13 protein-coding genes are annotated in these 13866 nt (G+C 39.0%); 7 read left to right on the top strand and 6 right to left on the bottom strand.

Annotation, left to right across the window (positions count from 1 at the left end; translation table 11 throughout):
* Nucleotides 1-28: 28 nt before the first annotated feature.
* Both EMK97_RS08375 and trxA read right to left on the bottom strand, forming a co-directional pair.
* Nucleotides 29-1234: an NnrS family protein gene (locus EMK97_RS08375; protein ID WP_130601182.1), complete on the bottom strand. Its 1206-nt coding sequence runs from the start codon at nucleotides 1232-1234 to the stop codon at nucleotides 29-31.
* A 154-nt stretch (nucleotides 1235-1388) separates the two neighbouring features.
* The gene (gene trxA / locus EMK97_RS08370; RefSeq protein WP_130601180.1) at nucleotides 1389-1703 is read right to left on the bottom strand and encodes a thioredoxin; all 315 of its coding nucleotides are present in this window, start codon (nucleotides 1701-1703) and stop codon (nucleotides 1389-1391) included.
* A gap of 144 nt (nucleotides 1704-1847) precedes the next feature.
* On the opposite strand from trxA, the gene EMK97_RS08365 reads away from it, so the two are divergent.
* Both EMK97_RS08365 and EMK97_RS08360 read left to right on the top strand, forming a co-directional pair.
* Nucleotides 1848-2768, top strand: coding sequence for a LysR family transcriptional regulator (locus tag EMK97_RS08365; RefSeq protein WP_130601178.1), 921 nt, complete (start codon nucleotides 1848-1850; stop codon nucleotides 2766-2768).
* A 52-nt stretch (nucleotides 2769-2820) separates the two neighbouring features.
* Nucleotides 2821-3714, top strand: a complete 894-nt coding sequence (locus EMK97_RS08360; RefSeq protein ID WP_130601176.1) for an SEL1-like repeat protein — start codon at nucleotides 2821-2823, stop codon at nucleotides 3712-3714.
* A 4-nt stretch (nucleotides 3715-3718) separates the two neighbouring features.
* Here the strand turns inward: EMK97_RS08360 and EMK97_RS08355 are convergent, their stop codons facing one another.
* Genes EMK97_RS08355 through EMK97_RS08345 form a run of 3 tightly spaced genes read right to left on the bottom strand, consistent with a single transcriptional unit; the run spans nucleotide 3719 to nucleotide 7121 of the window.
* On the bottom strand, nucleotides 3719-5080 hold the full coding sequence (locus EMK97_RS08355) for a sigma 54-interacting transcriptional regulator (RefSeq protein ID WP_130601174.1): 1362 nt from the start codon (nucleotides 5078-5080) through the stop codon (nucleotides 3719-3721).
* A gap of 9 nt (nucleotides 5081-5089) precedes the next feature.
* Nucleotides 5090-5632 carry a hypothetical protein gene (locus tag EMK97_RS08350; protein WP_130601172.1) on the bottom strand — a complete coding sequence of 181 codons (543 nt, stop codon included), beginning with the start codon at nucleotides 5630-5632 and terminating at the stop codon, nucleotides 5090-5092.
* Nucleotide 5633: 1 nt separating this feature from the next.
* Nucleotides 5634-7121 carry a HAMP domain-containing sensor histidine kinase gene (locus EMK97_RS08345; RefSeq protein ID WP_130601170.1) on the bottom strand — a complete coding sequence of 496 codons (1488 nt, stop codon included), beginning with the start codon at nucleotides 7119-7121 and terminating at the stop codon, nucleotides 5634-5636.
* A 383-nt stretch (nucleotides 7122-7504) separates the two neighbouring features.
* Between EMK97_RS08345 and EMK97_RS08340 the strand changes: the two genes are divergently transcribed.
* Nucleotides 7505-7825: an EF-hand domain-containing protein gene (locus tag EMK97_RS08340; protein ID WP_130601168.1), complete on the top strand. Its 321-nt coding sequence runs from the start codon at nucleotides 7505-7507 to the stop codon at nucleotides 7823-7825.
* A gap of 382 nt (nucleotides 7826-8207) precedes the next feature.
* On the top strand, nucleotides 8208-10388 hold the full coding sequence (locus EMK97_RS08335) for a M3 family metallopeptidase (RefSeq protein WP_130601166.1): 2181 nt from the start codon (nucleotides 8208-8210) through the stop codon (nucleotides 10386-10388).
* 78 nt (nucleotides 10389-10466) lie between these two features.
* Here EMK97_RS08335 and EMK97_RS08330 read toward each other — a convergent pair whose 3' ends face one another.
* Nucleotides 10467-10724 (bottom strand): DUF2164 domain-containing protein, encoded by a 258-nt coding sequence (locus tag EMK97_RS08330; RefSeq protein WP_130601164.1) that lies wholly within the window; start codon nucleotides 10722-10724, stop codon nucleotides 10467-10469.
* A 175-nt stretch (nucleotides 10725-10899) separates the two neighbouring features.
* Here EMK97_RS08330 and yegD point away from each other — a divergent pair, with 175 nt between their 5' ends.
* From yegD to EMK97_RS08315, 3 genes are all read left to right on the top strand, one after another.
* Entirely contained in the window at nucleotides 10900-12258 is a 1359-nt protein-coding gene (yegD, locus tag EMK97_RS08325; protein ID WP_130601162.1) for a molecular chaperone, read from the top strand.
* A 137-nt stretch (nucleotides 12259-12395) separates the two neighbouring features.
* On the top strand, nucleotides 12396-13340 hold the full coding sequence (locus tag EMK97_RS08320) for a putative porin (RefSeq protein WP_170176737.1): 945 nt from the start codon (nucleotides 12396-12398) through the stop codon (nucleotides 13338-13340).
* A gap of 114 nt (nucleotides 13341-13454) precedes the next feature.
* The gene (locus EMK97_RS08315) at nucleotides 13455-13859 is read left to right on the top strand and encodes a hypothetical protein (protein ID WP_130601158.1); all 405 of its coding nucleotides are present in this window, start codon (nucleotides 13455-13457) and stop codon (nucleotides 13857-13859) included.
* The last annotated feature ends 7 nt before the right edge of the window (nucleotides 13860-13866 follow it).

The following is a 13866-nucleotide window of genomic DNA, read 5'->3' as shown; positions in this document are numbered from 1 at the left end:
TAATTTAATCGCAATAAAACAATAGCTGTTAACCTGGACGACCATCAGCGCGAGGTGCCGTGAGCATAGGCGCATATTTTATGGCAAAAATAGCAAAGGCTGCTATCCAACAGGTGCCGCTAATATCGATAAACATTAAGGTTTTTTCTGGCAAACCCCACGGGCCAAATACACGTACTAAGGTTGCGATACTAATGAGTAGGTAAGCAAGCGTCATGGATTTAGGTGGCTGTAAAGGTCGTCCGGTGTGACCTAGAGAGACACGTGAGATCATAGCTAAAATTAAGCCACCCATACCGCCAATAGTGAGTAAATGCCAAGCATGATTACTGGGTATTTCAGCGGTTAAATAGCTAGCGCCTAATACAATCAAACCAAAACAAATAAACTTGATAGAAACATGAATTGACCACAGTAATGGAATCGTTAATGTGATCCATGGGCGCCACCTTAACCAACGCATGGTTTGGAAAATACCAGCAATAATAAGCAATGCGCCAAAAAATGTTGCATTAAAGCCTAATACTGGCTGAAACACTAAATAAAACATCGCGATAGCAAGTGAGCCGTTACAGATATTGTCTAGCCATGGCGCAGGTGTTGCTTTTTGCGTTTTCGTGCCATTGGCAGTGAACATAGGCGTTACTCGACCTGCCATTACCGACATTAAGAAGGTGACTAGCATAACACCAGCATAACCGGCATAAACAATTGAGAAGGTTTGCGGGTAGTATATCGCCATATGCATTTCTAGGTTTGCTATGGTTAACAGTAATAATAATGGTGCGAAAAACAAATTACGGTATTGTTTGATGGCGATAATGGGTTTAGCTAACACATAAGCGACAGCGGGTAAAAAGCTTAAATCTACTAGGGTTGTTAACACATCGCCTAATAAATTTGGCATCAGCACTACGACACGGCCTGCTAACCAGAGTATAAAAAGTACCAGTAAACTAGTACCTTGCGCGCCGCGCATACCTGTCCAGTTTTGCACTGCCGTTAATAAGAAACCGGCAATAATTGCTCCGCCAAAAGCGAAAATCATTTCATGAATATGCCACCAGTAGCCACCACCTAATGGCGAAAAGCTCACTACGCCACGATACATTAGTAACCATAAAGCGATAGCAAAAACACTAAAAATAGCGCCACTGAGAAAAAATGGTCTAAAACCTAAACGAAGTAAGGGGGTAATTTTTTGTTCTTTTTGCAGATCCGTTATTTGCATCATACAGGTACCTTAGAAGAGATAACAACGGCGCTATTGTAATCAATAGCGCCTAAAGATGCTCGGATTAGATCAATAAATTAATGGTTATTGCGCACGGGTTAATTGACCTTTGCTGAAAATAGCAGAAAGGTCAGCACACTTTAGGCTGTGACTGTTATTGGCTTATAAAGGTATTGGTTTGTGCCAGCGTTGCCGCCCCCACTTGAGTTGCTATGACTTCACCTTCGTTGACTAATAACAGTGTTGGAATACCTCGAATGCCAAACTGAGCCATTAATGCTTGGTTGTTATCGGCATTAACTTTGACGACTTTTAGCTCAGGGTTTTCCTGGGCGACTTGTTCAATAATCGGGGCAATCATTTTACATGGGCCACACCAAGGCGCGTAAAAGTCTACTAAAACTTTGTTGTTTGCTTGGTTTACTTCATGTTCAAATTCGTCAGCGTTTATCTCTTTGACAATACTCATATCTCTTCCTTAGTTCTGTAGTTCAGTAAGTGAACGCTATGGTAATTGAACTTGGTATTGTTGATTAGATGTTTTATGTATGATTCACTGTTCTATATATGAAACAATGGTAGTGGTTAAGTTACTGATGGAAAGTGTTGGCGTATGTTAAATAAAATCAAACAGCTTGATGATTTATTGCTTTTTGTCACTTTAGTGCAAGCTGGCTCATTTACTCAAGCCGCGATTAAGTTAAATATGGCAAAGTCTAAATTGAGCCGACGACTGCGCGAGCTGGAACAAGCACTTGGCTGTGACTTATTGCATAGAACCACGCGCAAGCAGGAGCTTACCCAAAGTGGCCGCTTACTATATGCTGCTTGCCAAACTCATATTGATGCTTTAACTCAAGTTGAAGAGCAGTTTTTACAAGGCACTAATAGTGTTACAGGACGCATTAGTCTTTTATTGCCGTTAGAGTTTTTTAATACGGTTGTTAGTAGCTTGTTGGCCGAGTTTTTATTACGTTATCCAGAAATTGATATTCACTGTCAGCATTACTCTGGCGCAGTGCCAGCGTTTGATCCGCAATTTGATCTTTGCTTTGTTCTTCATGAGCAAACACTGCCGCACTCTAACTGGATTGGCAAAGAGCTACTGAGTTTTCCACAATCAGTTTACTTTGCTAGCAAAGCGTGCCAAACATTTGCACAGCAGTTACCAATTGAGGCAACGGCTTCGCTAATACCTGAGCAGCTACTTGATTATCAGTGTATTTTATCTGATGAAAGTTCACCTTGGCTTTTTAGGCAACAGGGCAGTGCTCAAGCTGTGTATGTTAAAGGGCGAGCCAATTTAGCCAGCCCAGAAATGCGCTTGCAGGCCTGTAAGCAAGGTTTAGGTATTGCAAAACTGCCTGACTATGTGGTTTCTCAAGATAGCGAAGCGCATTGTTTAAAGCGATTAGACGTAGCTCCTGCACCTGTTGCCCAAAGGTTAACTGTGCTTTATCAAAGCCGAAATATTGCCTTGCGAACACGTACTTTTTTAGATTTCTTTCAAAGTAATGTTGCGAAATTTCTTTAATATCATGCTAGGCTGTAAGTCAAATGATTAAGTGCAAAGGGATGTTTTCATTATGGATAATTCAATCAATGCTTCCGCTAGTTTTAGTCTCTTTAGTAAGTGGCTAAATAAGGCTAAGAAGCTATTTTTTTCCTTCAACATTATCCATATTATGGTGTTAGCAGCGATTGCTTTTACCGTATATAAGCAATGGCAGCATGCAACACAAGAATCATCAGAAACTTTAGCCTTTCTCGAACAACCTAAAATTGGTGATATCTATTTTTTAGATAGAAGAAAATTAACGCAAGATTACCGAAGCAAAGAAAAGTATCGACTAGCACAGCTTGTCGATATAACCGGAGATATTGTTACCTTGCGTTATGGTAATATGTTCTATTTTACTGAGCAAGCTGCCATTGATGGCATTCGTTATGGTCAGTTAAGATATAGCGATTACCTTGAGCCAAAACGTTATGATTATTCGCCAGACGAATTAGCCAAGCTGTTAGCTAGCAGTGCAATCATAAAGATTAAACGCCCTAAACATAATAGCTTGTATGGTAATTATACCAGTCCAGATACCGCGGCAATTAAAACATCAGCATCTGATATGTATGTGCCAGGTAAACGTGAGCATATCGCAGCGCTTTCATTACTTAACAACATGTATAATGAAGATAATATCGAACGCGGTTTGTCATTATTAAGCCAATCGGCTCAGTTAGGCTTTGCCCCTGCACAGGTGAGCCTTGGTGAGTTTTATTTACAACCCTCGTTTTATGATAGTGAGCAAGCACTTTATTGGTTCAAGCAGGCTGGCTTGCAAAGTCATAAGCCAGGAATATTAAAGTACGTTACCATTTGCAAGCGCCAGCAGGGCTGTAGCGAAATTAACTTTTACCAGCAACTCTATGATGCTGGCGTTAATATCAAAGTTAGGCAGTTTGACTTTGAATTACAGTAATTTTTTAGCTCTCTCGATAACTCTCTGCAACTAAATGGTGCTTATTTAATAATTTATAGAATTCAGTACGATTTCTTTGCGCAATACGAGCTGCTTGAGAAACATTACCTGCTGTTATTTTGAGTAGTTTAGCGAGGTAATCTCGCTCAAAATGATCTCTGGCTTGAGCAAACGAAGGGAACTGCGTGGTTTTATCGCGCAGGGCATTTTTAACTAAGGTTGCGCTGATTAAGTTTTCTGATGATAGTGCGATACTTTGCTCGACAACATTTTGTAGTTGTCTGATGTTGCCCGGCCAATCAGCACTGATTAATAATTCCATCGCCTCTTGGCTAAAACTTTTTACTCGATTGTTCGAGTCTTTTACGGCATTTTCTAAGAAGTGTTGCACTAGCAGTGGAATATCTTCTCTGCGCTCAGCTAATGGCGGCAGCTCGAGTTCAACTACGTTTAATCGATAATATAAATCTTCACGAAAGGTGTTGTTTTTAATGGCATGTTGCAAGTTTTTGTGAGTGGCTGAAATAACGCGCACATCAACTTTGATTGATTGCGTACTACCGACAGGGCGTACTTCTTTTTCTTGTAATACTCGTAATAGCTTAACTTGAAAACTTGCTGGCATATCACCTATTTCATCTAGAAATAGCGTGCCACCGTCAGTTGCTTGAAATAAACCTTGATGATCTTTTTGTGCGCCAGTAAAGGCACCTTTGCTATGACCAAAAAGCTCAGATTCTAACAGTTGTTCGGGTACTGCAGCACAGTTAATAGCGGTAAAAGGTTTATCTTTTCTATTGCTGGCAAGATGAATAGCTTTTGCTAATAACTCTTTACCTGTACCGCTTTGGCTGTGAATAAGCAGGCTAAAATCACTCATAGCAACTTGTTTTGCTTGCTGTAGTAGAGACTCCATTACGGTACTTCGGCTAATGATATTACTGCGCCAGTTATCCTTTTCTAAGGCATCGTGACTAGCAGGCTGTAGTTTTATTGCTTGCTGCACAGTATCAAGTAATTCTTGGCTTTCAAATGGTTTAGTGAGAAAGCTAAAAACACCTAATTTAGTGGCATTGATGGCATCAGGAATAGTGCCATGAGCGGTCATGATCACCACAGGTAAATTGGGTTGTTGGCTGCGTATTTGCTCAAACAGTGCCATACCGTCCATGCCTTCCATACGTAAATCACTGATCACTAATTGAGGTTGGTAATTTTGCAATATACCGAGTGCTATTTTGGCGTTGGCTGCTGATTCAACTAAATAGCCGGCCGCACTTAGCCTGATGGTTAATAAGCGTAATAAGCTTGGGTCATCATCAACAATGAGAATTTTGGCTTGTTGTGAAGGTGTTTCTGTTGTCATGGTTTGCTCTTATTGTTGGTTGATGCTTTGTTCAATCTTCTTTAATTGTTCAAGCTGTTGTTCTAGCAAGTTAATTTGTTGCTGAAATTGGCTTATTGCCTGCTTATCTTTGTCTGTTTGCCGTTGATGTTTCTCAATCAGTAAAAGTTGTGCGTTTAATAAATCTTTAATTAGCAGCATAAAGGCTAAATTTTGTTCAGAATTAAATTGGCTTGCTGACAAAGGCACTTGGTTAAGCAGTGTTTTGGCTTTGTATGGTTGATATTCAGGAGAGCTTGGCAGCGTATGTAACAGTAATAATTTTACTTTGGTTTGTTGGCTCTCTTGGCTGTTTAACGCCTGTTTCTGTTGTGCTAGTTCAGTAACTAATTCTTCAGCATTGAGTGTTTTTAACCATAAATAATATTGACTATAGCTAAAGCTTGCAGGTGCTTGAGGAGTGATTTGGCACGCAGATAAGTTAGTTAGCAACAAGGTGATAACAGCGAATGTGTAGCCGCGCTTTAAGCTTGAGGTAAATGTAGCTAGTTTTGTTAGCAATTTAGTTTCCATGTTAGTTGCTCGTTTGAGATTGAGTTAGATCTTCAGTGACATGACTGTTAGTTGATTGTTCAAAGCTGATAACAAAGCTGGCACCTGTTTTGCCATTTGCAATTGTAATTGCTGCCTGTAGGCGAGATAGCAACTCTTTTACTATGGTTAAGCCTAATCCGGAGCCTTTAATTTGGCTGTTTTCGGGTTGCGGCCCTTGATAAAAAGCATCGAAAATTTTCTCCGTGATTTCTTTACTTATGCCTGGGCCTTGATCGCTAATGGTTAAAGTGACTTTATTGTTAATCTCTTGTGCGCAGATAGTGATCTTGCCCTGCTCAGGTGAGAACTTAATGGCATTTGATAACAAGTTTTCAATAATGACGCTTAATTGGGTTGCATTGGTAAATAAGCTCAAATTCGCCAGATTTTTCTCAATGCTTAATGACTTACGTTTTATATCTAATTGCCGCTGAGCAATAACCTTGTCAATTAATGGCGCTAACGGAGTTATTTTGGTCTCTTGCAAACTGGTGGAGTCGAGCACAATATTGAAATCGAGTAAGTCTTCAATAAGTGTTTGTAAACGGCTAACGCTAGCTTTAATAATGTCGCATATTTCTTGCTGCTCTGGGTTTAAATCGCCAACACTGTGATCATAAATTAATTCTGTGCCTTCACGTATTGCTGCTAGTGGAGTTTTCAGCTCGTGAGATATATGACGAATAAAGCTGGTTTTTTGCAGTTCAAGTTCATGTAATCTTTGCCTCATTGTTTCTAGCGCTAAGGCAATCTCTTCGTATTCACTAGAGCCGCTAAAATTGATTTTAGCTTTGAAGTTACCTTGTTCTAGCTGCTTTATTTCATCAATCAAACGTTTTAAAGGTTTAGTGATTAATAAAATAAAGACAATGGCAATAATCAGGGTAATAGGGATTATCGCTAAACTCGTTAATAAATTTGCCCGCGCTTGTTCACTTGATTGATAAATATGGTTAGCCTGCTGGTTAATGATGTTATTGGTATGCTGTTTTAATTGTATTTTATTGCTATTTAGCTGCTTAAATAGTTGTTGAATATCTTCTAGGCTTATATCGTGCTTATCTACTTGTTGTAGGAGTTTAGCGATAGTTTGGCTGCTTTGTTGAAGATCTGTCAGTAGCTTACTAATACTTTGATTAGGCTGTTCATTAATCGCCTGCTCAATTACTTGATGTAAAGCGCGGTGCTGTTTCAAGTAACGCTGTTTGGTATCGGCATCATTGAGTACGATAAATTGACTGGCAGAGCGTTCAACCTTGGTTAGGTAATCGGCTATATCTGTATTGAGACGAATAAGTTTAGCGACGGTAAAAATACTGCTGGTACTTTGTTCAGCAAGTTGGCTCAGTTTATTGGCGGCAAACAGTAAAGTCGCTACCAATGGAATAGCAACTAGGGAAAAACCTAACAGGGTTAAGTTTCTTAAGGACAACCTATCAATAGAAAGTCGGGTTAATTTTGTCAACATTGCCTTTAATGCTCTTTTATAACAAGCAGTCTTTGTAAGCTAAATCTAGCATAAAAACAATGCTGTCTCCTACTGGCGACAGTGAGCTTTTGTGTTGAATGTGTTTTTAGTTCTTTGTTTTTAAGGGGGTTTTCTTATTTTTCTGCTTGGCTTGACAGTAAGTTGAGTGAAAAATTTAATAACCTGTTGTTATTTGGCGACAGTATTGTGCTTGCTAAGCCCTTGATTACTTGTCAAACCCTTTTAAATTCAACTGGTTAAGTGTTTTGGCACGAGCCATGCATTGCTGTAATTGATTTGAAGGCAAAACGTCTGCATTCGTTTTGTTCGTTTTGTTAGATCATGTTCAATAAACAGTTAAAGAACTTTTTTAAGGAGTTAAAATGAGAAACATCAGTCTATTAAAATTAAGCGCAGTGGTTGTGAGTGCAAGTATGGCATCATTTTTTGTTAGCGCAGATGAAGTTAGCATAACAAGTGCTGATAAAAAGCCTGCACAAGTCCAAGCACAAGAAAAGTCAGGCGTTGAAAAAATTGCCTTTAGTGCATTAGATACTAATAAAGATGGCAAGCTAAGCAAACAAGAAGTTAGCGTAAGTCAAAATCAATTACTTGCTCAAGCATTTAGTAAAATAGATTTAAATGCTGATGATGAGCTAACTCAAGATGAATTAGACAGCTACATCGTTGCAGCAAATAAATAATATTTGCATTAATTACCCCCTACCTTTGTAGTTTTTTGGGGAGCTCCCAACCAACAAACTCCCCTTTTTTAAGCCGGCCGCTTCGTTGAAGTTGTCGGTCTTTTTTTTGGGCTAACTAATAATTATGCAGAAAGGTATATTGTATCCCTGTGTGTTGCAAACAAATAATGAAAACTTTAGTCGTTAACTGGCATTTTGCTTAAATGCGTTAAATTGTTTTTAAATAGCGTTGAGTAGCAGGTTCAAGGCTGTGGTTTATTATTGTAAATTGTTAATATAGTGTTATGAGGCGAATAGCGTGCAAGAAATAAATAAAAAAAGAGTCTGCATGGTTTTTCGTTTGTTTAAAATATTCATTCAATTACAACCGTTGAGATAACCAATGAAACAACAATTTCTTAAAGCCTTTTTAGTATCGAGTGTACTTATGGGCTGTAGTGCTAACGAAAGCACAACAAATGAAGCAGTTAACTCATCTGCTAAAGTCGCAGTTGAAGCAAGTCAAGTTGAGCAATCAAAAGCCTTATTATTGGCGAAATGGCAAGGGCCATTTCAGGGTGTACCTGCTTTTGATAAAGTGACTATTGATGGTGTCATTCCTGCCATGGAGCAAGCAATGGCAACTAATTTAGCTGAAATTGAGCTAATAGCTAATAACCCAGAAGCGGCTAACTTTGAAAATACCATAGTGGCTATGGAAAAAACCGGCAAAGATCTTAATAGACTGTATGCTTACTATGGTATTTGGCGCTCAAATCGTTCAACACCTGAATTTAGAAAAATCCAAGCGGAAATGGCACCTAAGCTGTCAGCGTTTTATTCAAAAATTAGCCAAAACGACAAGCTTTTTAAACGCATTGAAAGCGTTTATCACTCAGATGAAGTGAAAGGCTTATCACCTGAAAAGCAGCGCCTGGTGTTGTTAACCTATAATCGCTTCGCTCGTAACGGTGCAACATTAAATGCCCAAGATAAAAAGCGTTATGCTGAAATCAACCAGCGCTTAGCTCAATTACATACTAAGTTTAGTAACAATGTGTTAGCTGATGAAGAAAACTATGTTGTTTATTTAACGGATAAGCAGTTAGGTGGTTTACCAGAGTCTATTGTTGCTGTGGCAGCATCTGCAGCAAAAGAGCGCGGTAAAGCAGGGCAATATGCTATTACTAATACACGTTCATCTATGGATCCTTTCTTAACTTACTCAACCGAGCGTGAATTGCGTAAGCAAGTTTGGAATAACTATTATAGCCGTGGTGATAACGGTGATGAGTTCGATAATAATGCCATTATCGCGGAAATTTTACAGCTACGTCATGAACGCGTTGGTTTGTTAGGTTATAAAAACTATGCCTCGTGGCGTTTAGAAGATCGCATGGCAAAATCACCAGAAAATGCCATTGCACTAATGGAAGCAGTATGGCCAGCAGCAATTGCTCGTGTTGATGAAGAAGTGGCTGATATGTTGGCTATTGGTAAGAAACAAGATGGCATCGATAAGATTGAGCCATGGGATTACCGCTATTACGCAGAAAAAGTGCGTCAAGATAAGTACAGCTTAGATTCTGATGAAGTGAAACAATACCTACAATTAGATAACTTGCGCGAAGCTATGTTCTATGTTGCAGGTCGTTTATTCAACTTCGCTTTTGCTGAAGTAACTGATGGCTCTGTGCCTGTTTTCCATGAAGATGTTCGCGTTTGGGAAGTAACAGATAAAACCTCTGGTGAACATATTGGTTTATGGTATTTAGACCCATTTGCGCGTAAAGGTAAGCGCTCTGGTGCTTGGGCGACTACTTATCGCAGCCATACTACCTTTGAAGGTAAGAAAAACGTTTTATCATCAAATAACTCAAACTTTAGTAAAGGTGAGCCGGGTAAACCAACACTAATTTCTTGGTCTGATGCTGAAACTTACTTCCATGAGTTTGGTCATGCGTTGCATTTCTTAGCATCTAATGTTGAATACCCAACCTTAAACAGTGGCGTACGTGATTACACTGAATTTCAATCGCAATTATTAGAGCGCTGGTTAACAACCGATGAAGTGATTGATAATTACCTTATACACTATAAAACTGGTAAGCCAATACCAGCAGATTTAGTGAAAAAGATTAAAGCGGCGGCGACTTTCAATCAAGGTTTTAAAACCACAGAATACCTAGCGTCTGCCTTAGTTGATATGAAATTCCATACCGTAGATCCAACGGGTATTGATGCGGATAAATTCGAGCGTGAAACCTTAGCTGCGCTAAATATGCCTGAGCAAATTGTTATGCGTCATCGCAGCCCGCACTTTGGTCATGTATTTAGTGGTGAAGGTTACTCTTCAAGTTACTATGGTTACATGTGGGCAGAGGTATTAACCTCAGATGCAGCGGAAGCTTTTGCTAATGCACCTGGTGGTTTCTACGATAAAGATGTTGCTGCTAAGCTAGTTGAGCATTTATTTAGCGTAAGAAATGCGGTTGATCCTGCCGATGCTTATCGCGCCTTTAGAGGACGTGATGCCCAAGTTGAAGCGCTTATGCGTGATCGCGGTTTTCCGGTAACTAAATAATTACTAAGTGTAATTATCCTTTATAAAAAACTCGCTACGGCGAGTTTTTTATTGGGGTATTTTTACAAGATGGGAGGATTATTTCACTGGCTTTTCAATTTGATAAAGTGCATCGTTAATATCTTCACTGACATTATCTAGCTTATTTCTAACAATTTCTTGTGCGTCAAATAAGCCGCGATTATAAAAATAACCGCCTACCTCTTTGGCAAAAAAATCCAATAAAAATTCAGCATCAAATTGACCGATATCTTGGTCTAGTTCATCAACAAAGTAGTCTTGTATTTTTGTTACTAGTTGTTCTTTTTCTTGTGTGGAAAATTCAATTTTTGTCATGGTATGTATAAGTGGCTATTTAATAGAAAATTTGGCAATAAGGGTAAAGGAAAATAGACACTAATAGCAATGTCATTCCATAAGAATCCCATAAGCTAGCTACTTGCATGATGGTGTTGTTATGCGTATGCTACGCGACCTTTTTTCGTTGTCGTAAATGTGGTGAGGTATAAAAATGATAGGCTTTGATTATGGTACGTCAAATTGTGCTGTTGGTACTATGGTTGACTCGAAACCAGAGTTGTTATCGCTAGCAGGTCATGGCCAGTATATTCCTTCAACTTTATACGCGCCGAGTAGGGAAGTGATTGTTAACTGGCTTTATCAGCAGTTATCAGAAACTGAACAAGTTAATTTTAAATCGCAACGCTTAAGGCAGTTACAAAAAGGGCAAAGCATGCTGCGTGAGTTAGCACTTGATGGTATTGATGGTGACTTAGCCTTTGGTCAAGCGGCGCTTAGTGCTTATTTAGATGAGCCAGATGAAGGCTATTACATTAAATCGCCTAAATCTTTTTTAGGGGCTAGTGGTTTAATGCCACAGCAAATTGCGCTATTTGAAGATGTCGTGGCGGCCATGATGGCCAATGTTAAACAACTTGCTGAGCAGTCGCTACAACGTGAAATTGAACAAGCTGTTATTGGTAGACCGATTAACTTTCAAGGGCTGCGTGGTGAAGAAAGCAATCGCCAAGCCATTGAAGTATTAACTAATGCCGCCAAACGTGTCGGCTTTAAGCACGTTGAATTTCAGTTTGAGCCTGTTGCTGCCGGTTTTGAATATGAAAGTTGTTTAGCTAAAGAAACTAAGGTCTTAGTAGTTGATATAGGTGGCGGTACAACCGATTGTTCTATGCTGCTTATGGGGCCAGAGTATACAAAACTTACAGATAGGTCAGCTCATTTATTGGGCCATAGTGGTGTGCGGGTTGGTGGTAATGATTTTGATATTCAGTTAGCGCTAAAAGGGCTTATGCCGAGCTTTGGCTTAGATTCACTATTAAAATCAGGCAAACCTATGCCGAGTAATAGCTTTTGGCAGGCAATGGCGATTAATAATATAAATGAGCAGACTGAATTTTATAGTAGTAGTAATTATCGCTACCTTGAGCAGCTACAGCGCGATGCTCAGCAACCTGAATTAATCGCAAGGCTACTAAACTTGCATGAAAATAAGCTCAGCTATCGTATTGTTAATGGTGCTGAACAAGGAAAAATAGCCTTAACCGATAATGAGCAAACTCAAGTTGAACTCTTTGATATTGATGAGCAGCTGATGGTTGAATTAAAGCGCAGTTTGATTTTAACCTCAGCGCACCGAGAGCTACAAAATATTACTGAGGTTATGCATGAGGCTATTGAGCAGGCACAATGTCAGCCTGATGTCGTGTTTGTAACAGGCGGTACAGCAAAATCGCCAGTGTTAAGCCAATTCTTAAAACAACAAATGCCAAATAGCCGATTAGTGGTGGGCGATCATTTTGGCAGTGTTACCGCAGGCTTAACCCGTTGGGCACAGCGCTTATTCTCTTAATCGTTTGATTTAAAATAACCTAAGTGTAAGAAAGTGTAAGTTGCTGTTTAATAACTGTTTGTACTTCGCTATAGTGTTCGACAATTGCATTGTGCTTTGTATAATGCACACTTTTAAACCTCACAAGGATGTTTTCTATGAGACTATCATTAGTTGCAGCAGCTATGGCTGCTAGTTCTGTTTTTGCTTTTTCAGCGGCTCACGCTGAAGACAGCTTTCAATCGTTTTCTTCTATTAACTACCAAACGCAAGATCAACGTAATGGGAATTTAGACTGGTTTAGCTTAAATAGTCGCTACTACTTTGATGCTAGAACGGCTTTAGGGCCGCTGAATGAATTTGATTATATCAATTCAATTAGTAATCTTGGCGTGTCATATTCTTATATGAAATCAGAGTATGATAAAGTGCTTGTCGTAGATCAAGATGGGACTATTGTGGATTTTGAGGCTAGCTCTAAAAATCAGATAATTCATGTTGATGGTGAATGGTTTATTGGTAATTTTTTGTTAGGTGGTGGTGCAAGTTACATTGATAGCAGTTCTAGCAGTAATTTTATGGCGCTCTCACCGAGTGGAGTTGTAACTCAAAGCGGTCATAATAGTGATGATCAAGATACATATTATAGGGCGGATTTAGGTTACTTGATTACTCAGAATCTCATTATAAAAGCTAGCTACCATGACATTAATAATTTCCTCAGCTATACCGTGAGCTATAACTTTGATTTCAATGATAGCGATTATATAGGCTTTAGTTATAACACGGATGAAGATTTTGACACGCATAGCTTATCAACCAAGTATTTTGCTAATATTTCAACAACAAGTTATTTAGTACTGGGTGCTGCCTATTGGTATTATGGTAGTTCAAGTGTCTTGGATAATGATTACTGGTCGATTTATTCAAGTTACTACTTTAATAAATTTAGTTCTGTCTCGGCTAGCTATGGTGAGAATGATAACTACTCGGTCAGTGTAAACCACTATTTCACCGACAACTTTGCCTTAGGTGCTTTTTATTCCGATCAAAAAGATAGTAATGATGAAAACTGGGGCGTGAACTTTACCGCTCAGTTTTAATACCAATTGAAATAACAAATAACCAACAAGTTATTGTTAGTTAAAACTTCTTCATTTATGTTAATTGCCAAGGTATTTTGCCTTGGCTTTTTTATTTAAGAAATAGAGGGTGCTATGTTCAGTATTGTTCGTTTAGTGGTTGTATTATTTTTGTTTATCTGTAGCAGTAGTTTTGCCAATCATTTTGATGGTGCTTGGCAGCTGGTAAAAGGGGAGTACGTTAACGGCGAAGGCAAGTTGGTGAATTATGCTGATGCCAAAATGAATGCTATTAAAACACTCTCACAAGGTCACTATACTTTTATCTCAATGTCAGGTGATAAGTTCTGGGCTGCTGGTGCAGGTAGCTATAGCTTCACCGATGATAAATATACGGAAACACCTATTCATACCTCCTATCAATCTACAGCAGGAGGGAAATATCAGTTTAGTTATCAAATAAAAGGCGACTATTGGCACAATAGTCGCTTTAAAGACGGCAAGCGTGTTGAATATGAAGTATGGCTGAGATTAAAGTGATAGAAAC

Source organism: Litorilituus sediminis, assembly GCF_004295665.1.
Classification (GTDB): Bacteria; Pseudomonadota; Gammaproteobacteria; order Enterobacterales; family Alteromonadaceae; genus Colwellia; species Colwellia sediminis.
This window is presented reverse-complemented; position numbering and strand designations above follow the sequence as displayed.

Bases quoted from the DNA above. Each gene is read 5' to 3' on its own strand.
- EMK97_RS08375 (WP_130601182.1), bottom strand. From the start codon at position 1,234: ATGATGCAAATAACGGATCTGCAAAAAGAACAAAAAATTACCCCCTTA.
- trxA (WP_130601180.1), bottom strand. From the start codon at position 1,703: ATGAGTATTGTCAAAGAGATAAACGCTGACGAATTTGAACATGAAGTA.
- EMK97_RS08365 (WP_130601178.1), top strand. From the start codon at position 1,848: ATGTTAAATAAAATCAAACAGCTTGATGATTTATTGCTTTTTGTCACT.
- EMK97_RS08360 (WP_130601176.1), top strand. From the start codon at position 2,821: ATGGATAATTCAATCAATGCTTCCGCTAGTTTTAGTCTCTTTAGTAAG.
- EMK97_RS08355 (WP_130601174.1), bottom strand. From the start codon at position 5,080: ATGACAACAGAAACACCTTCACAACAAGCCAAAATTCTCATTGTTGAT.
- EMK97_RS08350 (WP_130601172.1), bottom strand. From the start codon at position 5,632: ATGGAAACTAAATTGCTAACAAAACTAGCTACATTTACCTCAAGCTTA.
- EMK97_RS08345 (WP_130601170.1), bottom strand. From the start codon at position 7,121: ATGTTGACAAAATTAACCCGACTTTCTATTGATAGGTTGTCCTTAAGA.
- EMK97_RS08340 (WP_130601168.1), top strand. From the start codon at position 7,505: ATGAGAAACATCAGTCTATTAAAATTAAGCGCAGTGGTTGTGAGTGCA.
- EMK97_RS08335 (WP_130601166.1), top strand. From the start codon at position 8,208: ATGAAACAACAATTTCTTAAAGCCTTTTTAGTATCGAGTGTACTTATG.
- EMK97_RS08330 (WP_130601164.1), bottom strand. From the start codon at position 10,724: ATGACAAAAATTGAATTTTCCACACAAGAAAAAGAACAACTAGTAACA.
- yegD (WP_130601162.1), top strand. From the start codon at position 10,900: ATGATAGGCTTTGATTATGGTACGTCAAATTGTGCTGTTGGTACTATG.
- EMK97_RS08320 (WP_170176737.1), top strand. From the start codon at position 12,396: ATGAGACTATCATTAGTTGCAGCAGCTATGGCTGCTAGTTCTGTTTTT.
- EMK97_RS08315 (WP_130601158.1), top strand. From the start codon at position 13,455: ATGTTCAGTATTGTTCGTTTAGTGGTTGTATTATTTTTGTTTATCTGT.